27 protein-coding genes and 1 riboswitch are annotated in these 26,309 nt (G+C 72.1%); of the genes, 14 read left to right on the top strand and 13 right to left on the bottom strand.

All coding sequences use genetic code 11. The features are described from left to right. Positions 1-100: 100 nt before the first annotated feature. Together OG982_RS18610 and OG982_RS18605 are read right to left on the bottom strand one after the other, a co-directional pair. The gene (locus OG982_RS18610) at positions 101-1,153 is read right to left on the bottom strand and encodes a hypothetical protein (RefSeq protein WP_266948927.1); all 1,053 of its coding nucleotides are present in this window, start codon (positions 1,151-1,153) and stop codon (positions 101-103) included. Next, positions 1,153-1,884: an RNA polymerase sigma factor gene (locus tag OG982_RS18605; protein WP_266785344.1), complete on the bottom strand. Its 732-nt coding sequence runs from the start codon at positions 1,882-1,884 to the stop codon at positions 1,153-1,155. Before OG982_RS18605 ends, OG982_RS18610 begins: the two co-directional genes overlap by 1 nt. A 369-nt stretch (positions 1,885-2,253) precedes the next feature. On the opposite strand from OG982_RS18605, the gene OG982_RS18600 reads away from it, so the two are divergent. From OG982_RS18600 to OG982_RS18555, 10 genes are all read left to right on the top strand, one after another. Continuing rightward, a complete protein-coding gene (locus OG982_RS18600; RefSeq protein WP_266785345.1) occupies positions 2,254-2,895 on the top strand; it encodes a 2-oxo-4-hydroxy-4-carboxy-5-ureidoimidazoline decarboxylase in 642 nt (213 codons plus the stop codon). 152 nt (positions 2,896-3,047) lie between these two features. Then, positions 3,048-3,428 (top strand): succinate dehydrogenase, cytochrome b556 subunit, encoded by a 381-nt coding sequence (gene sdhC, locus OG982_RS18595; RefSeq protein WP_266785346.1) that lies wholly within the window; start codon positions 3,048-3,050, stop codon positions 3,426-3,428. A gap of 5 nt (positions 3,429-3,433) precedes the next feature. Further along, positions 3,434-3,916, top strand: a complete 483-nt coding sequence (locus tag OG982_RS18590) for a succinate dehydrogenase hydrophobic membrane anchor subunit (protein ID WP_266785347.1) — start codon at positions 3,434-3,436, stop codon at positions 3,914-3,916. Positions 3,917-3,939: 23 nt separating this feature from the next. Next, positions 3,940-5,694 (top strand): succinate dehydrogenase flavoprotein subunit, encoded by a 1,755-nt coding sequence (sdhA, locus tag OG982_RS18585; protein ID WP_266785349.1) that lies wholly within the window; start codon positions 3,940-3,942, stop codon positions 5,692-5,694. Then, the gene (locus OG982_RS18580) at positions 5,694-6,461 is read left to right on the top strand and encodes a succinate dehydrogenase iron-sulfur subunit (RefSeq protein WP_266785350.1); all 768 of its coding nucleotides are present in this window, start codon (positions 5,694-5,696) and stop codon (positions 6,459-6,461) included. Before sdhA ends, OG982_RS18580 begins: the two co-directional genes overlap by 1 nt. Positions 6,462-6,688: 227 nt before the next feature. Then, positions 6,689-7,234 carry a hypothetical protein gene (locus OG982_RS18575; RefSeq protein ID WP_266948917.1) on the top strand — a complete coding sequence of 182 codons (546 nt, stop codon included), beginning with the start codon at positions 6,689-6,691 and terminating at the stop codon, positions 7,232-7,234. A gap of 81 nt (positions 7,235-7,315) precedes the next feature. After that, positions 7,316-8,071: an alpha/beta fold hydrolase gene (locus OG982_RS18570; protein ID WP_266948916.1), complete on the top strand. Its 756-nt coding sequence runs from the start codon at positions 7,316-7,318 to the stop codon at positions 8,069-8,071. Between the two features lie 98 nt (positions 8,072-8,169). Beyond that, positions 8,170-8,574 carry a hypothetical protein gene (locus tag OG982_RS18565; RefSeq protein WP_266785356.1) on the top strand — a complete coding sequence of 135 codons (405 nt, stop codon included), beginning with the start codon at positions 8,170-8,172 and terminating at the stop codon, positions 8,572-8,574. Between the two features lie 3 nt (positions 8,575-8,577). Then, positions 8,578-9,003 (top strand): thiol-disulfide oxidoreductase DCC family protein, encoded by a 426-nt coding sequence (locus OG982_RS18560; RefSeq protein ID WP_266785358.1) that lies wholly within the window; start codon positions 8,578-8,580, stop codon positions 9,001-9,003. An 11-nt stretch (positions 9,004-9,014) separates the two neighbouring features. After that, positions 9,015-9,737 carry a TetR family transcriptional regulator gene (locus OG982_RS18555; RefSeq protein ID WP_266785360.1) on the top strand — a complete coding sequence of 241 codons (723 nt, stop codon included), beginning with the start codon at positions 9,015-9,017 and terminating at the stop codon, positions 9,735-9,737. Between the two features lie 50 nt (positions 9,738-9,787). Here OG982_RS18555 and OG982_RS18550 read toward each other — a convergent pair whose 3' ends face one another. Further along, positions 9,788-11,263 carry a metallophosphoesterase gene (locus OG982_RS18550; RefSeq protein ID WP_266948914.1) on the bottom strand — a complete coding sequence of 492 codons (1,476 nt, stop codon included), beginning with the start codon at positions 11,261-11,263 and terminating at the stop codon, positions 9,788-9,790. Beyond that, positions 11,260-11,523, bottom strand: a complete 264-nt coding sequence (locus tag OG982_RS18545; RefSeq protein WP_266785363.1) for an SCO4848 family membrane protein — start codon at positions 11,521-11,523, stop codon at positions 11,260-11,262. The genes OG982_RS18550 and OG982_RS18545 overlap by 4 nt, the downstream gene beginning before the upstream one ends. A gap of 121 nt (positions 11,524-11,644) precedes the next feature. Here OG982_RS18545 and OG982_RS18540 point away from each other — a divergent pair, with 121 nt between their 5' ends. Further along, positions 11,645-12,931: a D-alanyl-D-alanine carboxypeptidase family protein gene (locus OG982_RS18540; RefSeq protein ID WP_266948912.1), complete on the top strand. Its 1,287-nt coding sequence runs from the start codon at positions 11,645-11,647 to the stop codon at positions 12,929-12,931. Here OG982_RS18540 and OG982_RS18535 read toward each other — a convergent pair. The 4 genes from OG982_RS18535 to glyA all read right to left on the bottom strand — a co-directional run bounded on the left by OG982_RS18535 (position 12,928) and on the right by glyA (position 17,300). After that, the gene (locus OG982_RS18535) at positions 12,928-13,848 is read right to left on the bottom strand and encodes a YihY/virulence factor BrkB family protein (RefSeq protein WP_266785367.1); all 921 of its coding nucleotides are present in this window, start codon (positions 13,846-13,848) and stop codon (positions 12,928-12,930) included. The genes OG982_RS18540 and OG982_RS18535 overlap by 4 nt on opposite strands. Positions 13,849-14,041: 193 nt before the next feature. Beyond that, positions 14,042-14,638, bottom strand: a complete 597-nt coding sequence (locus OG982_RS18530) for a 2'-5' RNA ligase family protein (RefSeq protein ID WP_266785369.1) — start codon at positions 14,636-14,638, stop codon at positions 14,042-14,044. Between the two features lie 141 nt (positions 14,639-14,779). Further along, positions 14,780-15,793, bottom strand: coding sequence for a tryptophan--tRNA ligase (trpS, locus tag OG982_RS18525; RefSeq protein ID WP_266785371.1), 1,014 nt, complete (start codon positions 15,791-15,793; stop codon positions 14,780-14,782). Between the two features lie 238 nt (positions 15,794-16,031). Then, complete coding sequence (gene glyA, locus OG982_RS18520) at positions 16,032-17,300, bottom strand: serine hydroxymethyltransferase (protein WP_266785373.1); 1,269 nt, start codon at positions 17,298-17,300, stop codon at positions 16,032-16,034. A gap of 35 nt (positions 17,301-17,335) precedes the next feature. Continuing rightward, positions 17,336-17,426: riboswitch (ZMP/ZTP riboswitch) on the bottom strand. Between the two features lie 109 nt (positions 17,427-17,535). On the opposite strand from glyA, the gene rocD reads away from it, so the two are divergent. Further along, entirely contained in the window at positions 17,536-18,741 is a 1,206-nt protein-coding gene (rocD, locus tag OG982_RS18515; RefSeq protein WP_266785375.1) for an ornithine--oxo-acid transaminase, read from the top strand. Positions 18,742-18,774: 33 nt separating this feature from the next. Here rocD and OG982_RS18510 read toward each other — a convergent pair whose 3' ends face one another. Together OG982_RS18510 and OG982_RS18505 are read right to left on the bottom strand one after the other, a co-directional pair. Then, a complete protein-coding gene (locus OG982_RS18510) occupies positions 18,775-19,968 on the bottom strand; it encodes a glutathionylspermidine synthase family protein (protein WP_266785377.1) in 1,194 nt (397 codons plus the stop codon). Between the two features lie 13 nt (positions 19,969-19,981). Beyond that, entirely contained in the window at positions 19,982-20,305 is a 324-nt protein-coding gene (locus OG982_RS18505; RefSeq protein ID WP_266785379.1) for a hypothetical protein, read from the bottom strand. 110 nt (positions 20,306-20,415) lie between these two features. Here OG982_RS18505 and OG982_RS18500 point away from each other — a divergent pair, with 110 nt between their 5' ends. Beyond that, positions 20,416-21,258: a hypothetical protein gene (locus OG982_RS18500; RefSeq protein ID WP_266948910.1), complete on the top strand. Its 843-nt coding sequence runs from the start codon at positions 20,416-20,418 to the stop codon at positions 21,256-21,258. Between the two features lie 479 nt (positions 21,259-21,737). Here the strand turns inward: OG982_RS18500 and OG982_RS18495 are convergent, their stop codons facing one another. Further along, a complete protein-coding gene (locus OG982_RS18495; protein WP_266948909.1) occupies positions 21,738-23,144 on the bottom strand; it encodes a PLP-dependent aminotransferase family protein in 1,407 nt (468 codons plus the stop codon). Positions 23,145-23,190: 46 nt separating this feature from the next. Here OG982_RS18495 and OG982_RS18490 point away from each other — a divergent pair, with 46 nt between their 5' ends. After that, positions 23,191-23,694 (top strand): carboxymuconolactone decarboxylase family protein, encoded by a 504-nt coding sequence (locus OG982_RS18490; protein ID WP_266948907.1) that lies wholly within the window; start codon positions 23,191-23,193, stop codon positions 23,692-23,694. Between the two features lie 31 nt (positions 23,695-23,725). Here OG982_RS18490 and OG982_RS18485 read toward each other — a convergent pair whose 3' ends face one another. Further along, a complete protein-coding gene (locus tag OG982_RS18485) occupies positions 23,726-25,048 on the bottom strand; it encodes a hypothetical protein (RefSeq protein WP_266948905.1) in 1,323 nt (440 codons plus the stop codon). A 92-nt stretch (positions 25,049-25,140) separates the two neighbouring features. Next, positions 25,141-26,130 carry a malate dehydrogenase gene (locus OG982_RS18480; RefSeq protein ID WP_266785389.1) on the bottom strand — a complete coding sequence of 330 codons (990 nt, stop codon included), beginning with the start codon at positions 26,128-26,130 and terminating at the stop codon, positions 25,141-25,143. Between the last annotated feature and the right edge of the window lie 179 nt (positions 26,131-26,309).

Genomic DNA, 26,309 nt, shown 5'->3' with positions numbered 1-26,309 from the left:
ACCCCGGCTCATGCGCGGCCGATGACCAGTCGGCTCGATATGTACTGCGCCGGCGGCTCAAAAAGTGTTACAGCCGTGTGTGACGGGGCCGCGGGGCTTGTTACAGGAGGCTGCGGAAGCCGAGCGATCCGCCCGTGCCGGCCGGGGTCGGAGCCTCCAGGACGTCACTGCCGGGGCCCCCGCTCGAACGGCCCGGGCCCGACGTGCCCGTGCCGCCGGAGGTCCCGGTGCCGCCGACGGGGTCGGCGTCGCGGACCCCGTCCAGCAGCGCCTCGCAGTACTTCGCGATCCGCGCGGCGCCCCGGGCCAGCTTCGACAGCCGCTCACGCCGGTCGTCGTTCATCTGCCCGGCGCGGTAGGACTCGCACAGGTTGGCCGCCTTGACCGTGTTCTCCCCGTCGCGGTCCCGGTCGCGGTCCTTGGCACCGCCGGACGCCCGGTCCCGGCCGGCGTCCTTGCCGCTGCCGCCGACGGACGCCGGCTCCGAGGAGTTCCCGGTTCCGGCTCCCGACGTCGCCTGCGCGTCCCCGGACGCCTCGCCGGTCCCGTCCACGCCCTGCGACGCCGAGGGGCCGACGGGCGCGAAGGCCTCGCCGCCGAACGGCGGGGTCGGCTGCCGGCGCGGGGAGCGCAGCGGCTGGGCGCCGTCCACGTCCAGCGTCGCCCCCGGATGCGGGTCGGTGCTCACGGACACCGACGGCAGGGGTCCGGCCGTGGTGCGCAGGGTCTGGTCCAGCAGCCCGGTTCCGGCGGCCGCGGCCAGCCCGCCGACGGCGACGCTCGCCAGCGCGGCCGCCAGCCCGAACCGCATGGTCCTGACTCCCCGCGGCGCGTGCGGACGTACGCGCAGCGCCGGGGCGACGTGGGTCCCGCGGGCGAGTTCCACCAGGGGTTCGTGGGCCGTCGCCGACGCGGCGGCCTCGGGCCCGGGTCCGGCGTGCACCGCGCGGAACGCGGCCAGGGCGGCGGCCTCACCGGGCAGTTCCGGGCCGCCGGCGGGGTGCGGGGCGGGCGGGGCGAGGGCGTCGAGGGCTGCACGGAGGCGGGCGGCCTCGGCCTGGGCGCGCTGATCGGCGACAGGTCCGACCGGTTCGCCGCGCAGGAGTTTGTCCGCCGCGGCCTGGTCCAGCCACCTGTTGCGCTCGTCGGCCATCACATGTCCTTCTGCGTCCGCCAACGTGAATGCGTCACACCGGTTTGTTCTACGAGGCCCCCGCCATGGCCGCGCTGCGCCGGAACGGCGTCGAGATCCCTCTCGCCTCCGCCGTCCCGCGTCCGGCCACCGGCATTATGGCCGACGGACGGTCCGGTTCCGGAAGCCCCCTCCTCGGGCAGCTCGCTGCTCAGCAGCTCCGCCAGCTTCTTCAGACCCCGGTGGGCCGCGGTGCGGACGGCTCCCGGCCGCTTCCCGAGGGTCTCGGCGGCGCTCTTTGCGTCGAGTCCGACGACCACGCGGAGCACGACGGCCTCGGCCTGGTCCTGCGGCAGGCGGGCTATCAGCGCCATGGTGCGGCCGGTGGAGAGGGACTCCATCGCGAGGCCCGCCGTGTCGCTGTCGGCGGCGTGTCCCGTGAGTTCCGTCTCATCGCCGCCGATGGCGGGTCTGCGGCCGCGCATCCGTATGTGGTCGAGGGCGCGGTTGCGGGCGATGCGGGCTGCCCAGCCCCGGAAGCGGTCGGCGTCGCCGGTGAAGGAATCGAGGTCGCGGGCGATCTGCAGCCAGGCCTCGGAGGTGACGTCCTCCGCGTCGCCGTCGCCGACGAGCGTCCGTACGTATCCGAGCAGGCGTGGGTGCACGGCGCGGTACACAGTACGGAACGCGTTCTCGTCGCCGTGCTGTGCCGCGAGCACCGCGGCGGTCAGCTCCGCGTCGTCCCCCAGCAAAGTCCCCAACCTGTCCTGTACGTGTGGCGCAAATCAGCACGTTACGGCTTTCAAGCACGTCTCGTCCACGCGTTGTACAACCAGCAACCAATCCTGCGCGGAGCGAGGTGTGACACAAAACGCACCGAAGGCGCTGACTGGGATACGGGCTTGTCGCACGAGTCCGTGACGGATGGCGACCGGGGCCTCTCCTGTGGGGGGTGGCGGCCTCGGTCGTCCTCCCCCCTCAGCTTCTCGCCCTCCGTGCCCCGTCGGTGTCGCCCGTTCGGTGGACCCGGCGAGTTCACACATGCCGCACGTCATCCTTTCGGCTCACTTCCGGGTGAAAACCTCGGATGGGTACAGCACACCCGGCCGCACCTCGATAGCGTGGCGGCACACCCGCGCCGCGCCCCGAGGAGCCCCCCGCTGTCCAGCCACCTTCCGGCACAGGCCCGCGGCAGCTCCGACACCTCCGGCTCCACCACGGGCCACGGCTGCGGGCTGACCCGGTTCAACGCCCTCTCCCACGAGGACGCCGACGCCATCCTGCTGCACTGCTGCGGCAGCCGGCGCTGGGCCCACCGGCTCGCCGCCCACCGCCCTTACCCGGACACCGCGTCCCTACTCGCCGCGGCGGACGAGGCTTCGTACGACCTCTCGCAGGGCGATCTCACCGAGGCGCTGAGCGCCGAGTTCCCGGCGGAGCTGGGACACGGGGCCCCGTACGCGGCACTGCTGGCGCTCGACGCGGCGCACGCGGAGTACGAGCGCACCTTCGGCCACGCCTTCGTGATCTGCCTGGCCGGACATCCACCGGAGGAGCGGGCGGACCAGCTGCTGGGGGCGATCCGGCGCCGGATGGGCCACGAGATCGACGAGGAGCGGGCCATCTCCGCGGACGAGCTGCGCCGCCTCGCGCAGGCCCGACTCGCCGAGCTGTTGGACCGACTGCCGCAGCTGCTGGACCGGGCGGCCCCGCACGATGGGCTGTTCGCGGCGGATTTCGGGCTATTTTCCCCTGTGGGATAGCCCGTACGTGCCTGTTTGATCACACCGATGGCCCCCGCGCGAAGGAACCGACAAAGCGTCGCTACGATGTCCGGGGCCGGAGGACCGTACCCGGCCGGGCCCGACCGACAACGAAGCCGGCTGGCCCCCGCCCCGCTTCCGGAGGGTTTTCCGTGCCGGCTGGAACGTTGTACCGCGGCCGGGAAGGAATGTGGTCCTGGGTGGCTCATCGAGTCACCGGCGTCCTCATCTTCTTCTTCCTGTTCGTACACGTCCTCGACACCGCTCTCGTCCGCGTCTCCCCCGAGGCGTACGACGATGTCGTGGCAACCTACAAGAATCCGATCGTCGCGCTGCTGGAGTACGGCCTCGTCGCCGCAATCCTGTTCCACGCGCTCAACGGTCTCCGTGTCATCGCCGTGGACTTCTGGTCCAAGGGCCCGCGCTACCAGAAGCAGATGCTCTGGTCGGTCGTGGCGATCTGGGTCGTCCTGATGATCGGGGCCCTGTTCCCCGTACTGGGCCACGCAGCCGATGAACTGTTCGGGAAGTGACGCGCATGTCTTCTGACACTTCTTCCGCTCAGACGGTCGGCGCCGTGGAGAGCGTGAGCCTCTACGACGTCGACAACCCCGCCCCGTACATCGAGGCCCCGCGCAAGCGCACCGGCAAGACGCCGCGCTCGACCCGCGGCAACTTCGAGATGGTCGCGTGGCTCTTCATGCGCCTCTCGGGCATCGTCCTCGTGGTGCTCGTCATCGGCCACCTGCTGATCCAGCTGGTGCTGGACGGCGGCGTCTCCAAGATCGGCTTCGCCTTCGTGGCCGGCCGCTGGGCGTCCCCGTTCTGGCAGGTCTGGGACCTGCTGATGCTGTGGCTGGCCATGCTGCACGGCTCCAACGGTCTGCGTACCGTCATCAACGACTACGCGGAGCGCGCCAACACGCGGCTGTGGCTGAAGGGCCTGCTCTACACCGCCACGGTGTTCACCATCCTTCTGGGCACGCTGGTGATCTTCACCTTCGACCCGAACATCCGCTAGGCAACGGGGCTGAGGCGAAACCAATGAAGATCCACAAGTACGACACCGTCATCGTCGGCGCGGGTGGCGCGGGCATGCGCGCCGCCATCGAGTCGACGAAGCGCAGCCGCACCGCGGTGCTGACGAAGCTCTACCCCACCCGCTCCCACACGGGTGCCGCGCAGGGCGGCATGGCCGCCGCGCTGGCCAACGTGGAGGACGACAACTGGGAGTGGCACACCTTCGACACGGTCAAGGGCGGTGACTACCTGGTCGACCAGGACGCCGCCGAGATCCTGGCGAAGGAGGCCATCGACGCGGTCCTCGACCTGGAGAAGATGGGCCTGCCGTTCAACCGCACGCCGGACGGCACCATCGACCAGCGCCGCTTCGGCGGCCACTCCCGCAACCACGGCGAGGCGCCGGTCCGCCGGTCCTGCTACGCCGCGGACCGCACGGGCCACATGATCCTCCAGACGCTGTACCAGAACTGCGTCAAGGAGGGCGTGGAGTTCTTCAACGAGTTCTACGTCCTGGACCAGCTGCTGGTCGAGGTCGACGGCGTCAAGAAGTCGGCCGGTGTGGTCGCGTACGAGCTCGCCACCGGCGAGATCCACGTGTTCCAGGCGAAGGCCGTCATCTACGCCTCCGGCGGCACCGGCAAGTTCTTCAAGGTGACCTCCAACGCGCACACCCTCACGGGTGACGGCCAGGCGGCCTGCTACCGCCGCGGCCTGCCGCTGGAGGACATGGAGTTCTTCCAGTTCCACCCGACGGGCATCTGGCGCATGGGCATCCTGCTGACGGAGGGCGCCCGCGGTGAGGGCGGCATCCTCCGCAACAAGGACGGCGAGCGCTTCATGGAGAAGTACGCGCCGGTCATGAAGGACCTCGCGTCCCGTGACGTCGTCTCGCGCTCCATCTACACCGAGATCCGTGAGGGCCGCGGCTGCGGTCCCGCCGGTGACCACGTGTACCTGGACCTGACGCACCTGCCGCCGGAGCAGCTGGACGCCAAGCTCCCGGACATCACCGAGTTCGCGCGCACGTACCTGGGCATCGAGCCGTACACGGACCCGATCCCGATCCAGCCCACCGCGCACTACGCCATGGGCGGCATCCCGACCAACGTCGAGGGTGAGGTCCTGGCGGACAACACCACCGTCGTCCCGGGCCTGTACGCGGCCGGCGAGGTCGCCTGTGTCTCCGTGCACGGCGCCAACCGTCTGGGCACCAACTCGCTGCTGGACATCAACGTCTTCGGCAAGCGCTCGGGCATCGCGGCGGCGAAGTACTCGCAGGAGAACGACTACGTCGAGCTCCCCGAGAACCCGGCGCAGCAGGTGGCCGACCTGGTCGAGCACCTGCGCAACTCCACGGGCAAGGAGCGGGTCGCCGACCTGCGCCTGGAGCTCCAGGAGACGATGGACGCGTGCGTGATGGTGTTCCGCACGGAGCAGACCATCAAGACCGCGGTCGAGAAGATCGCGGAGCTGCGCGAGCGCTACAAGAACGTGTCCGTCCAGGACAAGGGCAAGCGCTTCAACACGGACCTGCTGGAGGCCATCGAGCTGGGCAACCTGCTCGACCTGGCCGAGGTCATGGCCGTGTCCGCGCTCGCGCGCAAGGAGTCCCGCGGCGGTCACTACCGCGAGGACTACCCGAACCGCGACGACGTCAACTTCATGCGCCACACCATGGCGTACCGCGAGGTCGACGACAACGGTCAGGACACCGTCCGGCTGGACTACAAGCCCGTCGTCGTCACCCGCTACCAGCCGATGGAGCGTAAGTACTGATGGCCACCCCGACCCTGTCCAAGACGGACAAGATGGAAGAGGCGGCCGCCGCCTCCCCGTTCATCACGGTCACGTTCCGGATCCGCCGCTTCAACCCCGAGATCTCGGACGAGCCGCAGTGGCAGGACTTCCAGATCGAGATCGACCCGAAGGAGCGCGTGCTCGACGGTCTCCACAAGATCAAGTGGGACCTCGACGGCACGCTGACCTTCCGTCGCTCGTGCGCGCACGGCATCTGCGGCTCCGACGCGATGCGGATCAACGGCAAGAACAGGCTCGCCTGCAAGACGCTGATCAAGGACATCAACCCGGAGAAGCCGATCACCGTCGAGGCCATCAAGGGCCTCACGGTGATGAAGGACCTCGTCGTCGACATGGAGCCCTTCTTCCAGGCGTACCGGGACGTCATGCCGTTCCTGGTCACCACGGGCAACGAGCCGACGCGTGAGCGCCTGCAGTCCGCCGAGGACCGCGAGCGCTTCGACGACACCACCAAGTGCATCCTGTGCGCCGCGTGCACGTCCTCGTGCCCGGTGTTCTGGAACGACGGCCAGTACTTCGGCCCGGCGGCGATCGTCAACGCGCACCGCTTCATCTTCGACTCGCGCGACGAGGCCGGCGAGCAGCGGCTGGAGATCCTGAACGACAAGGACGGCGTCTGGCGCTGCCGCACGACCTTCAACTGCACCGACGCGTGCCCGCGCGGCATCGAGGTCACGAAGGCCATCCAGGAAGTCAAGCGCGCCCTGATCACGCGCCGCTTCTAGCCGTTCCGACGCGCCGGACTCCGTCCGTCGCTCGTGGCCGAGGCATCGGCCGACTGGGCCCCGCCCCCGGATCCGTTCCGGGGGCGGGGCCTTCGCCGTGCCCGGGGCGGGGCCCTCTGCCGTGCCCGGGGAGGGCCAGGGGCCGGACGGGGCCGTCATCGGCCGGGTGGACTCGGTGTTCTGACGGGGGGTACGGAGCGGAGGCGGGCTGTGGAAGGATCGGCCGTATGAGTGAGCAGCAGCCGAATCCGTACGCGAGCGAACCCGGCCCGGGGCAGGACGAGTACAAGTGGGGCCCCGGCCAGGCCAGTTACGGATATCCCCAGCCCTATCCGCAGCCCCCGGTCCATCAGCCGACCATCGGCGGCGGGGGCCTTCCGATTCCGCAGCAGCCGGCCCCCGGCTACGCGCCCGGTCCCGGCGCGGTGCCCGGGCAGGGCCTGTCGCTCGGGGACATCAGCATCTCGGGGGACCAGATCATCACCCCGTCGGGCACGATGCCGCTGCGGGGCGCGATGTGGAACGCCACCGACTTCTCGCGCACCGAGGAGAAGATGCCGACCCACGCGGTCGTGCTGGCCATCGTCTTCTTCCTGTTCTGCCTGCTCGGGCTGCTGTTCCTGCTGATGAAGGAGAAGCGGACGACCGGCTACATCCAGGTCACCGTGCACAGCGGCGGCCGTCACCACTCCACGATGATCCCGGCGACCGACCCGAACACGTACATGTGGGTCATGAACCAGATCAACTACGCGCGCTCGCTCAGCGTCTGACGCGGCACCCCGCTGCGCGGCCGTCCGGCCACCCCCGCCAAAGGGGTGGCCGCCGCGCCCCCGGTCCGCAACGATCGGGCCATGATCATTTCTCATGACGTGGAAGGGCCCTCGAACGGGTCCGCCGTGGTGCTGCTGCACTCCTCCGTGTGCGACCGCCGGATGTGGGAGCCCCAGTGGGCCCCGCTGGCCGGGGCGGGCATGCGGGTGGTCCGCCCGGACTTCCGGACCTGCGGGGACTCCCCGGCCGCCGAGGCCCCGTACAGCGACGCCGGGGACGTACTGGACCTGCTGGACCGGCTCGGCATCGCGCGCGCCGCGTTCGTCGGCTCCTCGTACGGCGGCCGGATCGCGCTACAGCTCGCCGCCCTGCACCCGGACCGGGTGCGCTCCCTGGCCCTGCTCTGCCCCGCCCGGCCCGCGCAGCGGCGCGGCCCGGCGCTGCTGGCCTTCAACGCCGCCGAGGGCGCCCTGGTGGACGCGGGCGACCTGGACGGCGCGGCCGCGCTCAACGCCCGCCAGTGGCTCGGCCCGGACGCCGACGAGGCCGCGCACGCCCTCGTACGCGCCATGCAGCTCGGCAACTTCCGGGGGGCGCTGGGGGCCGCCGAGGGCCACGAGCTCCCGGAGCCCGACGTGGACCTGACGGCCATCGCCGCCCCCGTCCTCGCCGTCGGCGGGGCGCACGACATCCCCGAGTTCCGGGAGGTCCCCGCCGAGCTGGCCTCGCTCGTCCCGGGCGCGGTCCACGTCGAGCTGCCGTGGGCGGGACACCTGCCCTCCCTGGAGCGCCCGGCGGAGACCACCCGGCTGCTGCTGGACTTCCTCCGGTCCTGACCTCTCACAGCCCCGGCCCCCATTCGCTTGAACCTGTTCAAAAGAAGGTCTACAGTCATGCCTGTCAGCAATTGAACGCGTTCAAGGGGGCTGGGGCAATGGACCTCACCGTGGTTGCGTACGTCATCTACCTGCTCGTCAGCATCGGCCTCACCGTCTGGGTGGCCCGCACCCTCAGCCGCAACGGCCGGGTCTTCATCGCCGACGTCCTGCACGGCAACGAGAAGCTCGCGGACGCCGTCAACCACCTCCTGGTGGTCGGCTTCTACCTCGTGAACATCGGCTTCGTGACCCTCTACCTGCGGTCGAGCGAGACCATCCTCGAAGCCCGCGGCCTCTTCGAGGCGCTCTCGGTCAAGCTCGGCGTCGTCCTGCTCGTCCTCGGCGTCATGCACCTCGGCAACGTGTGGGTGCTCAACAAGATGCGCCGCCGCGGGATCATGGAGAGCCAGCAGACCCCGCCGGTCGCCCCGAGCGCCTGGACCGCCCCGGCCGGAGCCTGAGCGATGGCGACGCCGACGACGGCCGTACAGCACCTCACGGTGCTGTACGACGCCAACTGCCCGCTCTGCGTCCACATCCGGCACTGGCTGCTCGGGCAGCGCTGGCTGGTGCCGCTGCGGCTCCTGCCGGCCGGGTCCGAGGCGGCGCGGCGACGCTTCCCCCGGCTGGACCACGCGCAGACGCTGCGCCAGATCACCGTGGTCGGGGACTCGGGCCAGGTGTGGACCGACACCGACGCCTTCATCGTGTGCCTGTGGGCGCTGGACGAGCACCGGCCCAAGGCGAACTGGCTGGCCACCGCGGCCGGCCGGCCCTTCGCCCGGGCGGCCATGTACACCGCCTCCGCCTGGCGGGCCGCGGTCCGTACCAACGGCGAAGCGGAGCCGGAAGAACCGGCCTGTGACGACCAGTGCGCCGTACCCCGATAAGGTCGGACACCGTGACTGATCAGAAGGCTCCCAAGAGCGAGCAGACCCGCACGCTCATCCTCGAAACCGCGCTCCGTCTCTTCCAGGAGCGCGGCTTCGACAAGACGACCATGCGGGGCATCGCCAAGGAGGCGGGGGTCTCGGTCGGCAACGCCTACTACTACTTCGCGTCGAAGGAACACCTCGTCCAGGGCTTCTACGACCGGATCGGAGCCGCCCACCAGGCGGCGGTCCGGCCCATCCTGGACAGTGAGACCGACCTGCAGAAGCGGCTCGCGGGCGTACTGACCGCCTGGCTCGACATCGCCGCCCCCTACCACGAGTTCGCGTCGCAGTTCTTCAAGAACGCGGCGGACCCCGAGAGTCCGCTCAGCCCCTTCTCCCCGGAGTCGGAGCCCGCGCGCCAGGCCGCCATCGACATGCACCGCGAGGTGCTGGCCGGGGCGAAGACCAAGGTGCCGGAGGAGCTGGCCGACGTACTGCCGGAGCTGATGTGGCTCTCGCAGATGGGCCTGGTCCTGTACTGGGTCTTCGACCGCTCCCCGGACAGCGAGAAGACCCGCCGCCTGGCCGAGCGCGGCGCGCAGCTGACGACGCGGGGCATCGTGCTCGCCCGGTTCCGGGTGCTGCGGCCGCTGGTGCGGGAAGTCCACGAGCTGTTCGCGGACTTCCTGCCGGGCATGGCGCAGACGGCGGTGTCGCGCAAGCGCGCGTCGGACGCGGACCAGCCGTAGTCCTGCGGGTCTGCGGGTCTGCGGGTCTACGGGTCTGCGGGTCTACAGGTCTACGCCTGGCGGGACTCCAGCTCGACGACCGTGATGTCCGACGGCGCCCCGACCCTGACCGGGGGTCCCCAGGCGCCGGCGCCGCGGGACACGTAGAGCTGGGTGTCTCCGTAGCGCTCCAGGCCGGCGACGGTGGGGTTGGCGAGCTCGGCGAGGTAGTTGCCGGGCCAGAGCTGGCCGCCGTGGGTGTGGCCGGACAGCTGGAGGTCCACGCCGTGCCGGACGGCGTCGTGGATGACGATCGGCTGGTGGGCCAGGAGCACGGCGGCGCGGGACCGGTCGCGGTCGCCGAGGGCCGCGCCGAAGTCCGGGCCGTGGCCCTCGGTCTCGCCCTGTACGTCGTTGACGCCGGCGAGGTCGAAGAGCGGGAGCTCGCGGCGGGCGTTCTCCAGCGGCGTCAGGCCGAGTTCGCGGACGTGGTCGATCCACTGCTGGGCGCCGGAGAAGTACTCGTGGTTGCCGGTGACGAAGTACGAGCCGTGGCGGGCCCGCAGCGCGCGGAGCGGCTCGGCGGCGTCGCCGAGGTCGTGGACGTTGCCGTCCACGAGGTCGCCGACGATGGCGATGAGGTCGGGCTGGGTGCGGTTGACGGTGTCGACGACGCGGGTGGTGTGGGCGCGGCCGAGGATCGGGCCGAGGTGGACGTCGCTGACGACCGCGATCCGGAACCCGTGCGCGGCGCGCGGCAGCTTGGCGAGCGGCACCCGCACCCGCTTGACCCGCGGCCCGCGCATGACCCCGTAGGTCCCGTACCCCACGGTCCCGAGGGCGGCGGCCGCAGCCACCCCGCCGACCGTGCGGGCGACGAACCTCCGCCGACTGATCCCGCCGTCCGAGTCCTCCGCCGAGGCCGACGCCGCCGCCGGTGCCGGTGTTGACGCGGGAGCGGCTTCGGCTCCGGGAACGGCTGCGGGAACAACCTCGGCTCCGGGAGCGGGAGCGACTGCGGGAGCCTGCGGCGCCGGTCCCCTGCCCGCCCCTCCCCGCTCCTGGGGCTCCGCCCCAGTCCCCGCACCCGACCCGCCGCCGGTGGCGGAGCCGGCGGGGGCCTCGCCCCGCTCACCCGGGCCGGCACCACGGCTCACGGCGGGAGCCAGGTCCCGCTCGCCTGCGGCGGCGTTGCCCGGCCCCTCCGGCGATCGAGGAGGCCGGGGGCGGGTCGCCCGGCGGAGCACAAGGGCTCGGGCGGGTTCCGCCAGGAGCATCGCCAAGGTCAGGTACAGCAGCACCGCCAGCCACATGAAGCCCGGCCAGGACACGGTCTGCTGGAGCCAGAACGGCGCACCCGCGCGCCCGGCGGTGAGCGCCGCCACCGACAGCAGCGGCAGGGCGAAGGCCAGCGTCGTGCCCACCCGGCGCCACGCGCCGCCCGGTCGCGACGTGTCGCGGACCAGCCGGATCCAGAGCCACCGGTGCACCAGCACCAGCAGGCCCAGCACCGCCAGCGCGACCAGCGCGAAGATCGCCACCTTCATCGGGCTTCACGCGATTCACGCGATTCGCGCCGCAGCGCCCGAACGCCACGCAGCCCGATCACACCAACGGCCGTCCCCAGGAGAAAGGAGGTCACCGCCAAGAGAAGGTGGACCCAGAAGTAGGACGTCGGATCCCCCGCGGCGTCAAACGCCAGGCCACTGCCGTTCTTCCACAGGTTCCGGACGAAGGACACCCAGATGAACCAGCTCCACACTCCGAAGGCGAGCAGGAACCAGGAGGCGGCGCGGCTGAGTCTCATGAACCCAGTATCGGTTTCTTCCCCAGGACGGACGCGCCGGGGTGGGCTGTACCGGCAATGGTTGCGGCGGGTTGGCCGGTCCGCGACGGCGGACACAGCATCGGGATGTACTTTCACCTGCGTGTCTGCCAAGAAGACCGCGCTGGCGGTCCTTTCCGCCGCGCTGCTGGTCCCCGTCGTGCTCACGGCCCCCGCCCACGGCCTCCCGCGCACCCCCCACGTGCCCGGGCCCGGCCGCGCGCCCACGCCGTCGCCGGACAACGGCAAGGGCGGGGCCAAGCAGGCCCCGGCGCCGCCCGTGTCGATGTCCTCCATCGGCGGGGCCCGCCTCGGCCAGCCGGGGACCCAGGTGAACCTGCTGCCCGGCGCGCCCGCCCTGCCCGAGAGCCTCACCGGGCGCTCGTGGATCGTGGCGAACGCCGACACCGGCGAGGTCCTGGCCGCGCACAACGCGCACTGGCGGCTCCCCCCGGCCTCCACCATGAAGATGCTCTTCGCGGACACCGTGCTGCCCACCCTCCCCAGGGACCAGGTCCACATGGTCACGGAGGAGGAGCTGTCCGACGTGGGGCAGGGCTCCAGCCTGGTCGGGGTCAAGGAGGACCACGAATACTCCGTCCACGACCTGTGGCTCGGCGTGTTCCTGCGCTCCGGCAACGACGCCGTGCACGTGCTTTCGGCCATGAACGGCGGCGTCGAGAAGACCGTCAAGGACATGCAGGCGCACGCCGAGGAGCTCCAGGCCCTCGACACGCACGTGGTGTCCCCGGACGGGTACGACGCGCCGGAGCAGGTCTCCAGCGCCTACGACCTCACCCTCATCGCCCGGTCGGGTCTCCAGAAGCAGGACTTCAAGGAGTACTGCGGCACGGTGAGCGCGAAGTTCCCGGGCAGCGGGGGGTCCGGCAAGGCGCGCGACTACTTCGAGATCCAGAACACGAACCGGCTGATGACCGGCGCCTACGGCCTCTCCCCGTACAAGGGCATCGCGGGGGTGAAGAACGGCAACACCACGATGGCCGGCTCCACCTTCACCGGCGCGGCGCAGCGCGACGGCAAGACGCTGCTGGTCACGGTGATGAACCCGGACACCGGCGGCCTCAACTCCGTCTACGAGGAGACCGCCGACCTCTTCGACTGGGGGTTCGCCGCGCTCGGCAAGGTCAAGCCGGTGGGTGAGCTGGTGCCGCCGAAGAGCGAGGACACCTCGTCCCACGGCTCGCCCGCCCAGTCCCACGAGAACGGCCCGTCGGCGTCCGGCGAGGGCGCCGGCGGCGGGATGGGGACCGCGCTCGGCATCGCGGGCGGGGCGCTGGCCGTCGCGGCGGGCGGGGTGTTCGTCGCCGGCCGCCGCCACCCGCGCCGCCCGCGCGGCGGTCGCGGCCCGGACACCGACCTGCTTCCCTAGGTCGTGGCGGCCGGCTCCTCCCGGCCGTCCGTGTCGTCGGGGCCGTCCGGCTCGTCCCGCTCCTCCCCGTCGTCCCGGGTGGCGGTCCAGGCCGAGCAGTACAGCAGCAGCTTGGCCGTGAAGTTGATCCAGAGCAGCAGGGCGATCGGCACGCCGAAGGCCCCGTACATGCTCTTCGCCGCGACCTCGCGGATGTACCCGCTCAGCAGCAGCTTGAGCAGTTCGAAGCCCGCCGCGCCGATGAGGGCCGCCTGGATCAGGCGGCCGCGCGGCGGCTCGACGCCGGGCAGCAGGGTCAGTACGTAGAGCAGGAGCAGGAAGGCGGCCACCACCCCGACGAGGAACGCTGCCGCGCGCAGCACCCAGCCTCCGACGCCGTGCTGCGGGATGCCGAGCCAGCCGCCGAACTTCCCGACGGCGCTGGAGCCGATGATCGAGGCCGCCGCCGAGGCCAGCCCCGCGGCGCCGAGGCCCAGCAGGACCAGCGTGTCCTTGCCCTTGCGCGCGACGGGGTTGCCCTCGTCCTCGTCGTCCTTGTCCCACACGGCACGCAGGCAGTCCCGCATCGCGCCGACCCAGGAGATGCCGGCGAACAGCAGGATGACGCCGGCGACGAGCCCGACGGTGCCCGCGTTCGCGACGAGGCCGTTGATGTCGAGCTGGTCGGAGATGCCGGGCACCTGCTCGGTGAGGCTCTTCTCCAGCTTGTCGAGCTGCTCTTGGCTGAGCAGCGCCGCGCCGATGGCGGCCGCGACGGTGAGGAGCGGGAAGACCGCGAGGAAGCTGATGAACGTGATCGCGGCGGCCAGCCGCGTCCAGTGCACCCGGTCGAGCCGCTCGTAGGAACGCCACGCGTGCGTACGCATCAGCGCGGCCGCCACCGGCCCGATCACCGGGAGTTTCGTCAGCCAGTCCATGGGGTCACCGTAAATGAGCTGCCGGAAATAGCGGGGATTGTCGCTTTTGGGCACTACGGTCGTCGATTGTGACTTTTCGCCCGACGGCTCGCCCGTTCCATGCCCTGGTCCTACGGAGGATCAGGTTCGGTGCCCGGATGACCTTGCGGCCGCTGGCCTTGCGACCGCTGGCCTCGCGGCCGCGCCGGGGCCGTCAGGAGGGGCGTATCGTCGCCTCGGCCGCGTCATCGGCGGGGGAGCTCAGCTGCGCCGGGACGCCCGTCGGACCCGCGCCGAAAGGGTATTCACGCAGCTTGCGCCAGACCCCGTCCGAGCCCTGCTCGTAGAGCGCGAAGCCGTCGCAGACCCACTCGGCGGCGTACTCGGAGAGGGTCGTGAACGCCAGGTCCATCGCCTCCTCGGAGATCCCGTGGGCGACGGTGACGTGCGGGTGGTACGGGAACGCCAGCTCCCGGCTGAGCGGCCCCTCGGGGTCGCGGACCTGGTGCTGGAGGCGGGTGCAGCCCTGGGCGCCCTCGACGACCTTCACGAAGACGACCGGCGAGAGCGGGCGGAAGGTTCCCGTCCCGGACAGCCGCATCGCGAAGGCGCGGAACGCGGCCGCGACCTCGCTCAGGTGCGCGCGGATCGCCGGGAGCCGGTCCGCCTCCACCTCGGTCGGCGGCACGAGGGTGACATGCGTGGGAATGCCGTGCGCGGCGGCGTCCCCGAAGCCGGCGCGCAGCTCCTGGAGCTGGCTGCCGTGCGGCTCCGGGACCGCGATCGAAACGCCGAGCGTTACGGTCCCCACGTATGTCTCCTCCGTCAGTCGGTTTGCGCGCGTGCTGTCGCTTCAGTGTGGCGGCAGCACCCCTGGGACGCCAGAGGCCTCTTTCGGCGGGGCCGGCGCCCGGGGGTGTCAGCGCGGTGTCAGGGCGGATTCAGAGCGGATTCAGTGCTTCGCGGGCAGGAACCCGAGGCGGTCGTAGGCCTGCGCCAGGGTCTCGGCGGCGACCGCGCGGGCCTTCTCCGCGCCCTTGGCCAAGATGGCGTCCAGGGTCTCGGGGTCGTCCAGGTACTCCTGGGTGCGCTGCCTGAACGGTGTGACGAAATCGACCATCACACCGGCCAGGTCGGTCTTCAGCGCGCCGTAGCCCTTGCCCTCGTACTTCTCCTCCAGGGCGGTGACCGTCTCGCCCGTGAGGGTGGAGTAGATCGTGAGCAGGTTGCTGACGCCGGGCTTCTTCTCGGTGTCGAAGCGGATCTCGGCCTCGGTGTCGGTGACCGCGCTCTTGATCTTCTTCTCGGTGACCTTGGGCTCGTCGAGGAGGTTGATCAGGCCCTTGGGCGAGGACGCGGACTTCGACATCTTGATCGCCGGGTCCTGGAGGTCGTAGATCTTCGCGACCTCCTTGACGATGTGCGCGGCGGGGAGGGTGAAGGTCCGGCCGAAGCGCGTGTTGAAGCGCTCGGCGAGGTCGCGGGTCAGCTCGATGTGCTGGCGCTGGTCCTCGCCGACCGGGACGGCGTTCGCCTGGTAGAGGAGGATGTCGGCCACCTGGAGGATCGGGTACGTGAACAGGCCGACGGTGGCGTTGTTCGCGCCCGACTTCGCGGACTTGTCCTTGAACTGGGTCATCCGGCTGGCCTCGCCGAAGCCGGTGATGCAGTTCATGACCCAGCCGAGCTGCGCGTGCTCGGGCACGTGGCTCTGGATGAAGAGCGTGCAGCGCTCGGGGTCCAGGCCGGCGGCGAGCAGCTGCGCGGCGGAGAGGCGGGTGTTCGCGCGGAGATCCTTCGGATCCTGCGGCATGGTGATCGCGTGCAGGTCGACGACCATGTAGAACGCGTCGTGCGTCTCCTGGAGGGCGACGTACTGGCGGATGGCACCGAGGTAGTTCCCGAGGTGGAACGAACCGGAGGTGGGCTGGATGCCGGAGAGCGCGCGAGGACGATCAGAAGCCATGGCTTCATTCTCTCAGGTGCGCGGGCGGGCTCGGGCCCACCGGCGCCCTTGTCGCGGGGGCGAACGCGACACCGCCGCCGGCGCCGCGGCCCCTCGCTCCGCCGCACGCGTCCGCGGCGCCGCCACGCAAGCGGCCCCGCGCTCCGCGCCTCGAACGCCGGCGGGGCCGGTTCCTTCAGCCCCCGCCGAGCGGCCCGGCGGGGGCTGGATCCAGCCGGCCCCGCCGGCGGCCGACGTGTCAGGACAGCGGGAGGCCCGGGGCCGGGTGGGCTGACATCAGGTCCTCGACCTCCGCGCGGACGGCGGCCAGGGCCGGCTCGTCCGACTTGGCGGCCGCGTCGACGGCCCGGGAGATCCACTCCGCCACCACCGGCATGTGCTGGACGCCGAGCCCGCGCGAGGTCAGCGACGGCGTGCCGATCCGGATCCCCGACGGGTCGAACGGCTTGCGGGGGTCGAACGGCACCGTGTTGTAGTTCACGACGATCCCGGCCCGGTCCAGCGCCTTCGCCGCGACCTTGCCCGGGACGCCCCGGGAGGTCAGGTCCATCAGGATCAGGTGGTTGTCCGTGCCGCCCGAGACGAGGTCGAAGCCGCGTGCGAGCAGCGCCTCGGCCAGGGCCTTCGCGTTGGCCACCACCGCGTGCGCGTACGTCACGAACGCCGGCTGCGCGGCCTCGTGGAGGGCGACCGCGATGCCCGCCGTCGTCTGGTTGTGCGGGCCGCCCTGCAGGCCCGGGAAGACCGCCTTGTCGATGGCCTTCGCGTGCTCCTCCCGGCACATCAGCATCGCGCCGCGCGGACCCCGCAGGGTCTTGTGCGTGGTGGTGGAGACGACGTCCACGTGCGGCACCGGCGACGGGTGCGCGCCGCCCGCGATCAGGCCGGCGATGTGCGCCACGTCCGCGACCAGGACCGAGCCCGCCTCGCGCGCGATCGACGCGAAGGCCTCGAAGTCGATCGTGCGGGGCAGGGCGGTGCCGCCGCAGAACATGATCTTCGGGCGCTCCGCGAGGGCCAGCTCGCGCACCGCGTCGTAGTCGATCAGGCCGGTGTCGGCCCGTACGCCGTACTGGACGCCCCGGAACCAGGAGCCCGTGGCCGAGACGCCCCAGCCGTGGGTGAGGTGCCCGCCCATCGGCAGGGCCATGCCCATCACCGTGTCGCCGGGCTTGGCGAACGCCAGGTACACCGCGAGGTTCGCCGGCGAGCCGGAGTACGGCTGGACGTTCGCGTGGTCCACCCCGAACAGGCCCTTCGCCCGCTCGACGGCCAGCGCCTCGACGCGGTCGATGTTCTGCTGGCCCTCGTAGTAGCGGCGGCCGGGGTAGCCCTCGCTGTACTTGTTCTGCAGCACCGTGCCGGAGGCCTCCAGGACGGCCGCGGACACGTAGTTCTCGCTCGGGATGAGGCGGAGGGTCTCCGCCTGGAGTGCTTCTTCCGCCTCGACGAACGACGCCAGTTCGGGGTCGGTAGCGAAAAGGGCGGGATGGCGGCGCGCGGTCATGGCGGCTCCTCCGGGGTCGATGTCGTCTCTCGTCCCCGCGAGGCCCAGGCGAGCGGCCCTGTGTGCGGTCGTACGCGCACGACTCCCCCGGAGTTGGTTCTCCGTACGCCAGTCGCCGTGCGTACCGACCACCTTAGCGGGCGCGCCACAAGAAAGGTTTCTCCGTCCGGTATACGAGCGAGGATGGACAGTGACGCCACCCTCGTCACAGGCCTGACGGACGATCGGAGACCCCGTGTCGACAACTGCTGATGCCATCCGCTCCGCCGACGCGCACAGCGCGCACACCTATCACCCGCTGCCCGTCGTCGTCGCGTCGGCGGACGGCGCCTGGATGACCGACGTGGAGGGACGGCGCTATCTGGACATGCTCGCCGGATACTCGGCGCTCAACTTCGGGCACGGCAACCGCCGCCTGATCGACGCCGCGAAGGCCCAGCTGGAACGGGTCACGCTGACCTCCCGCGCCTTCCACCACGACCGCTTCGCCGACTTCTGCGCGCAGCTCGCCGAGCTGTGCGGCAAGGAGATGGTGCTGCCGATGAACACGGGGGCGGAGGCGGTCGAGACGGCGGTGAAGACCGCCAGGAAGTGGGGTTACGAGGTCAAGGGCGTCCCGGACGGCCACGCCAAGATCGTGGTCGCGGCCGACAACTTCCACGGCCGTACGACGACCATCGTCAGCTTCTCGACGGACCACGACGCCCGCGACCACTTCGGGCCGTACACGCCCGGCTTCGAGATCGTCCCGTACGGGGACCTCACCGCGCTCGCGCACGCCGTCACGGAGAACACCGTCGCGGTGCTGCTGGAGCCGATCCAGGGCGAGGCGGGGGTATTGGTGCCGCCGGCCGGATACCTGCGGGGCGTACGGGAACTGACGCGCGAGCGGAACGTTCTCTTCATGGCGGACGAGATCCAGTCGGGGCTGGGCCGGACCGGCAAGACCTTCGCCTGCGAGCACGAGGGGGTCGTCCCGGACGTGTACATCCTGGGCAAGGCGCTCGGCGGCGGGGTCGTGCCCGTGTCGGCCGTGGTCGCCGACCGCGACGTGCTCGGCGTGTTCCGGCCCGGTGAGCACGGGTCCACCTTCGGCGGGAACCCGCTGGCCTGCGCCGTCGCCCTGGAGGTGATCGCGATGCTGCGCTCCGGCGAGTTCCAGCAGCACGCCGCCGAGCTCGGCGACCACCTGCACCGGGAGCTGAACCTGCTGGTCGGCGGCGGTGCGGTGACCGCCGTGCGCGGGCGCGGCCTGTGGGCGGGCGTCGACATCGACCCGTCGCACGGCTCGGGGCGGGAGATCTCCGAGAAGCTGATGGAGCTCGGGGTGCTGGTGAAGGACACCCACGGATCGACGATCCGGATCGCCCCGCCGCTGGTGATCAGCAAGGAGGACCTGGACTGGGGCCTCGACCAGCTGCGGTCGGTGCTCTGCGTCTAGCCCGGCCCCCGCCGGGCCCGGGCCCCCGCCGGACTACAGGATGACGTGGGGCAGGAAGCGGGCGTACTCGTCCGTGACCGGCCCCGCGGATTCCCTGATGCCGAGCCCCGCCGCCTCCTCCTCGACGACCCACGCGCCGAGCACCACCCGGTTGCCGTCGAAGTCGGGCAGCGGGGCAAGGCCCTGGAAGACGTACGTCTCGCCCTCGACCGGGACGAACGGCGCGCCGTCCCCGCCCGCTTCGTGGAGCGTCACCCCGGCGCCCTCGCGGCCGAGCAGCGGCTTGGCGGCGTACCCGGTGGTGTCCGCGAGCTCGCGCGGGCCGTCGAGGTAGGCGGGCAGCAGGTTCGGGTGCTCCGGGAAGAGCTCCCACAGGACGGCCAGCAGCGCCTTGTTGGAGAGCAGCATCTTCCACAGCGGCTCGATCCACTGGGTGGTGCCGGAGCCGCCGCCGTGGTCGTAGCTGCCGAGCACCTGGGGGCCGAACTGGTCCTCGGCCAGCCACTCCCAGGGGTAGAGCTTGAAGCAGGCGCGGATGAAGCGGAGCCGCTCGTCCACGAAGCGGCCGGAGAGGCTGTCCCAGCCGATCTGCTCGACGGAGAGCGCGTGCGTTTCGAGGCCGGCCTGGTCCGCGGTCTCCTGGAGGTAGGCGACCGTCATCAGGTCCTCGCCGAGCTCGTCGGTCTCGGAGTGCGCGAAGTGCAGCGGGCCGGGCGGGAGCAGTTCGGCCTGCCGGCGCCAGGCGTCGACGAGCCGCTCGTGGAGGGAGTTCCACTGGTCGGCGCCGGGGAAACGGTCCTCCATCCAGAACCACTGCGGACTCGCCGCCTCCACCAGGGAGGTGGGGGTGTCGGCGTTGTACTCCAGCATCTTGGCCGGGCCGGTGCCGTCGTAGCGCAGGTCGAAACGCCCGTACAGGGAAGGCTGTTCGGCGCGGCGGCGCCAGGACTCGGCGATGAGCGCGGCGAGCTTCGGATCCTTGATGCCGAGGTCCGCGAAGCGGTCGTGCTCCACGATGTGCGCGGCGGCCGCGAGGCACATGGCGTGCAGTTCCTCGACGACCCCCTCCAGCGCCTCGACCTCCGGGAGCGTGAAGGAGTAGTACGCGCTCTCGTCCCAGTAGGGGCGCAGGGAGTCGTCGGGGTAGCGGGTCAGGGGGTAGATCAGCCCCTGCTCCTCGACGGTCCGCTGCCAGTCGGGGCGGGGCTCGATGGTGTGCCGCTTCATGGATCCGGGCTCCTCAGCCGCCGCTGGAGCCGGAGTGGCTGCCGTTGCCGATGCCGCCGCGGGTGACGGCGGACTTGTCGAAGCTGCCGCCGGTGACCTTGCCGTTGCTGACGTAGCCGCCGTAGTAGTACGAGCCGCGGCCGCCGCTCTTGCAGTCCTTGCTGTTCAGGTGGTCCAGCGTGGTGCGGGAGGCGCAGCGCTTGTCGGGCTCGTCGCTGCTGCCGCACGCGACGAGGGTGGCGGCGAGCAGGCCCATGCCGCCGAGCGCGACGGCGCCGGAGCGCATGCGGCGGCGGGCGGTGGTGGTGCTGCTGGTACTGGTGCCGGTGCTGTCCATGCGTGTGTGGCTCCCCCTCGTGGCGCGGCGGCGTGCTGCCGACAGAGTAGAGCGGGGTATCGGAGCGATGGAATCCGGCCGTCTTCAAGGCGGTGTTCTACAGTCGCTTCGTGCTGCTTGGGATGATTTGCGCGCTCGGTGCGGCGGTCTGTTTCGGTACGGCCTCGGTCCTGCAGGCGGTGGCCGCGCGGGCGGCGGAGCCGGGGACGGGGTCGGGGGTGGACCCGGCGCTGATGCTGCGCGCGCTGCGGCAGTGGCGGTACCTGTTGGGGCTGGGGCTGGACGGGGCCGGGTTCGTCCTCCAGATCATCGCCCTGCTGCACATCCCGATCTACGCGGTGGGCGCGGCGATGGCCGCCAGTCTGGCGGTGACGGCGGTGGTCGCGGCGCGGCTGCTGCGGGTGCGGCTGAGCCGGACGGAGTGGGGCGCGGTGGGGGTGGTCTGCGCGGGGCTGCTGATGCTGGGGCTGTCGTCGGGGCAGGAGGGCTCCGGGGAGGGGTCGCCGGCGCTCAAGTGGGGGCTGCTGGGGGCGGCGGTGCTGGTGCTGCTGGTGGGCGCGGCGGCCGGGGGGCTGCCGGACGGGCCGCGGGCGCTGGTCCTCGGCCTGGCGTCGGGGACGGGGTTCGGGGTGGTGGAGGTCGCGGTCCGGCTCATCGACGGGTTCTCGCTGACCAACCCGGCCGTTTACGCGTTGCTGCTGGGCGGGGGCGCGGGGTTCCTGCTGCTCACCTCGGCGTTGCAGCGGGGCTCGGTGACGGCGGCGACGGCCGGGCTGGTGCTGGGCGAGACGATCGGGCCGGCGGTGGTCGGGGTGGCGTTCCTCGGCGACCGGCCGCGGGAGGGTCTGGCGTGGCTGGCCGTCACCGGCTTCGCCGTCTCCGTGGCCGGCGCCCTGGCCCTGGCCCGCTTCGGCGAACCCCCACCACCTGCGGACGCCCCTGCCCGTGCGTAGCCCGGGGACCCGGACCTGGCGCGACCCTTCCCGGAGCGGGGCCGGGCTTCCCCGGGGCGGGGCCGGATGTGGTGCGGCCGCGCGGCGCTCGGGGCTTCGCCCCGGGATCGTCCCCGCCCCGCCCTTTCACCGTTTCCCGGGCTGCGCCCGGACCCCCTGCGCCTGCGGCGCCCGTCGTGGGCTCCGCGCCGCGGGGTTGCAGGTGGCGGGGCGACCCCGGCGGCGGAAGCCCCCGCACACGGGCCTCCGGCCACGCGCTGCCCTTTCACCGTTTCCCTGCGCCCGAACCCCCTGCGTCTGCGGCGCCCGTCGTGGGGCTCCGCGCCGCGGGGTTGCAGGTGGCGGGGCGACCCCGGCGGCGGAAGCCCCCGCACACGGGCATCCGGCCACGCGCTGCCCGCAGGGAGCGGACCCGTCGGCACGGCGACAGGCGGCCCCGCGGGGGCGACGGCCCCGGCGGCGGTGCCCGCAGAGGATCGTCACGGCAGGGTTGCCGACAGGGCGTTCAGGGTCGGGGTCCAGGCGCTGTCCGGCGGGGTGCCGTAGCCCACCACCAAGGCGTCGCGGGGCGGCATCGTGGCCTGGGGATGGCGGTAGCGGGAGAGGCCCGTCAGGGAGAGGGAGTGCCAGGAGGCCGCCTGGATCAGGGGCTGCTCCGTGCCCGGCGGGAGGTCCAGTACCGCGTGCAGGCCCGCCGAGATGCCCGACACCGCCGTCACCCGGTCCCCCACCGCCGCCACCAGCGCCTCGCGCCGCCGCAAGTACCTCTGCCGCATCCCCCGCACGTGCCGGTCGTACGCCCCCGACCGGATGAACTCCGCCAGCGTCAGCTGGTCCAGCGCGCTGGAGGTCCAGTCGGCCCGGCCCTTCACCGCCAGCACCTCCCCCACCAGCCCCGGCGGCAGCACCAGCCACCCCATCCGCAACCCCGGCGCCAACGCCTTGCTCGCCGTGCCCAGGTACACCACCCGGTCCGGGTCCAGCCCCTGCAACGCCCCGATCTGCTGTCGGTCGTAGCGGAACTCCCCGTCGTAGTCGTCCTCCAGGATCAGCCCGCCCGTCGTACGGGCCCAGTCGACCGCCGCCGCCCGCCGCGCCGGCGTCAGCGCGGCGCCCGTCGGGAACTGGTGCGCCGGCGTCAGCAGGACCGCCCCCGCCCCCGCCCCGGTCAGGGCCTCCGTCCGCGCCCCCGCACCGTCCACCGGCAGCGGCCGCATCCGCAGCCCCGCCCCCGCCAGCACGTCCCAGTGCACGTCCAGCCCGTACCCCTCGACCGCCACCTCCCGTACCCGCCGCGCCCGCAGCACCCCCGCCATCAGCTTCAGCCCGTGCACGAACCCCGCGCACAGCACGATCCGCTCCGGATCCGCGTACACCCCCCGCACCCGCGCCAGGTACTCCGCCAGCGCCTCCCGCAGCTCCACCCGCCCGCGCCCGTCCGCCCCGTACCCGAACGCGTCGTTCGGCGCGTGCGTCAGCGCCCGCCGGGCCGCCGCCAGCCAGGCCGCGCGCGGGAAGCCGCTCAGGTCCGGGGTGCCGGGCACCAGGCTGTACGAGGGCCCGCGCCGCTCCGGACGGCGTACCGGCACCACGCCCGCCGGCTTCCCAGGCCGCGGCCGGGCCCGTTCCGCGACCCGGGTCCCCGAACCCTGACGTGCCGTCAACCACCCCTCGGCGACGAGCTCCGCGTACGCCTCCGCCACCGTGTTGCGCGCCATCCCGAGGTCCACCGCGAGCGAGCGCGAGGACGGCAGCCGGGTGCCCGGCGCGAGCCGCCCGCTGCGCGCGGCCTCGCGCAGCGCCTCCACGAGCCCGGCGCGCCGACCGCGCCCGGCGGAAAGGTCGAGATGCAGGTCGGCGCCGAAATTGGCCCAGGAATCCGTCATGGATATGGACCATATCGCTGGGCTTCTCCCCCGTACCGTTGGGTACATGACGACGACGAACGAAGCCCCCGTGAACGCCCCCGAACAGCCCTCCCGGATGCAGTGGCACGCGCTCGCCCCCGAGGTCTACAAGGCGATGGTGGCCCTGGAGATCGCGGCCCGGAAGGGGCTCGACCCGACCCTCGCGGAACTGGTCAAGATCCGCGCCTCGCAGGTCAACCACTGTGCGTACTGCCTGGACATGCACACCAAGGACGCCATCGCCGCGGGCGAGAGCGTCGAGCGGATCGTGCAGCTGGGCGCCTGGGAGGAGTCCCGGCACTTCTACACCGAGAAGGAGCTGGCGGCCCTCGAATTCACCGAGGCCGTCACCGTCCTGACGGACGGTTTCGTACCCGACGAGGTGTACGAGAAGGCCGCCAAGCACTTCGAGGAGGCCGAACTGGCCCAGCTGACCGCACTGATCGCCACGATCAACGCCTGGAACCGGTTCGCCGTGACCTCCCGCTCGGTGCCGGGGCACTACACCCCGGGCATGTTCAAGATCTGAGCGGGAAGGTACGGCGGGGTGACGGGCCCCGTCAGCCGCCCGGGCTGAACGCCGCCAGCGCCGCCGCGTGGTGTTCCCGGGTGGTGTCCCACTCGCCGCCCGGGCCAGCGGTCAGCACCGCCCACTTTCCGCCGCCCGGGGCGAAGAACACCCTTTCGACACTGCGGCGGCGGCCGTGCGACTCCGCGCTGTCGTACTCGTAGACCAGCTCCGCCGCCCCGGATCCGCCGGGGACGGGGCCGACGCTGATCTCCTCGTAGCCGGTGGTCTGGGCGCGCAGGTGGGTCGAGGACGCCTTGACGGCTTCGAGCGGGCTGAGCTCCGGCTCCGTGACCCGGAAGATCTGGAGCAGCGCGGTCCGGTCGGCCGAGCGGTAGAAGACCCCGTCCTTGGTCTCCTCCCGCGCCCAGCCGGCGGGGACGGCGATGGTGAAGCCCCCGGGATCCTGCCGGGTCTCGTGCGCCGCCGGCGCACTCCCTCCGGGACTGGCGCCGGCACTGGCATCCGTACCGCTCGGGTTCGGGTTCGGACCCGGGCTCCCCGAAGCGCTCGGGGTGCCCTCGGGAGCCTGCGAGGCCCCGCCCGAGGGGGTCTCGTCCGGCGCCGACGGCGCGCCCGAGGCCACCGTGCCGTTCTTCTCCCCGGCGCGGGTCGCGTCGTCCGTGTCCCGGGCCAGGAACCACACCGCCCCGGCGCCGAGCGCGAGCGCGGCGACCGCGATACCCGCCGTGGCCGGGGTCACCCACCGCCCACGCCCCGGGCGCGGCGGCTCCGGCGGCACGTACGGGGGATACGCGTCGTAGGACGGCTGCTGCCCCGGCGGCGAGGAGTACGCCGGCGGGTACGCGGGCAGCCCGAGCGCAGCCGTCCGCTCCTGCGGCCCGGGGTACGAGGGAGGGTACGCAGGCCGGTCAGGCAGCACCCGCTCCCCCGACACCCCCTGCGCCTGCGCCTGCGCCTGCGGGTACGCCAACACCCCGGGCGCGCCCGGACCCTGCGACGACACCCCCGGCGCGGCGCGATCCTCCGGCGGGCTCTGCGGCGCCGGCGGGGCGTGCTCCCCCGGCATGGCCGGATCTCGCGGCGGACTCTGCGGCCCCGGCGGGAAGTGCACCGGCACCCCCGGCGTGTCGCGGTCCTCCGGCGGGCTTTGCGGCGCCGGTTCGGCGTCTTCCCCCGGCGGGTTCTGGTCGCCCGGCGCGCTCGGCCCACCCTGCGACACCGGCGGAGCCACCGGTGGAGGGACGTACACCTGCGAGGCCGCGGGCGGTTCGCCCTCGGGCCGTTCCCACACCCAGCGCTGCGCCTGCGCGTCCCAGCGGGGCCCGCCGGACGGGCTCTGTTCCGAAACCACCGCCCGACCCTAGGTTTCCCGTACCGCGAGCGACAGGCGTAAACACGCCAAAGCGCCCCGGCCGCACGGGCCGGGGCGCTTCGGACGACGGATCAGATCAGGCCGAGCTCGCGCACCGCGTCGCGCTCCTCGACGAGCTCCGCCACGGACGCGTCGATGCGCGCACGGGAGAACTCGTTGATGTCCAGGCCCTGGACGATCTCGTACTTGCCGTCCTTGGTGGTGACGGGGAAGGAGGAGATGATGCCCTCCGGGACGCCGTAGGAGCCGTCCGACGGGATGCCCATCGAGGTCCAGTCGCCCGCGGCGGTGCCGTTGACCCAGGTGTGCACGTGGTCGATGGCGGCGTTGGCGGCCGAGGCGGCCGAGGACGCACCACGGGCCTCGATGATCGCGGCGCCGCGCTTGGCGACGGTCGGGATGAAGGTGTCGGCCAGCCACAGCTCGTCGTTGACGACCTCGGCGGCGTTCTTGCCGGCGATCTCCGCGTGGAAGATGTCCGGGTACTGGGTCGCCGAGTGGTTGCCCCAGATGGTGAGGCGCTTGATGTCGGAGACGGCGGCACCGGTCTTGGCGGCCAGCTGCGAGATCGCGCGGTTGTGGTCCAGGCGGGTCATCGCGGTGAAGCGCTCGGCCGGTACGTCCGGGGCGGCGGCCTGCGCGATGAGCGCGTTGGTGTTGGCCGGGTTGCCCACGACGAGGACCTTGATGTCGTCCGCGGCGTGGTCGTTGATGGCCTTGCCCTGCGGCTTGAAGATGCCGCCGTTCGCGGAGAGCAGGTCGCCGCGCTCCATGCCCTTGGTGCGCGGGCGGGCGCCGACGAGCAGCGCGACGTTGGCACCCTCGAAGCCCTTGTTCGGGTCGTCGAAGATGTCGATGCCCTGGAGGAGCGGGAAGGCGCAGTCGTCGAGCTCCATGGCGGTGCCCTCAGCGGCCTTCATGCCCTGGGGGATCTCCAGAAGACGGAGCTTGACCGGCACGTCCGCGCCGAGCAGGTGACCGGACGCGATGCGGAAGAGCAGCGCGTAGCCGATCTGGCCGGCGGCGCCGGTCACGGTGACATTCACGGGAGTGCGGGTCATGGCCTTCTCCGTTAGACAGCTGGCGGTGGGGCGTCCCTGCCCCATGTGCTGGAGGACGCCGCTCCCCATTAAGTCTTGACGTGAAGAGACATCCGCGGTCAGGCTATCCGACCCCGGCGCGGGCTAACCCCCGGGTCCGTGTGGTGCGTGGCACATGTCGCCCGGGAGTTCGAAGGCGC

Source organism: Streptomyces sp. NBC_01551 (assembly GCF_026339935.1).
Lineage (GTDB): Bacteria > Actinomycetota > Actinomycetes > Streptomycetales > Streptomycetaceae > Streptomyces.
The sequence above is the reverse complement of the archived record's forward strand: the minus strand, read 5'-3'. Positions and strand labels throughout refer to the sequence as shown.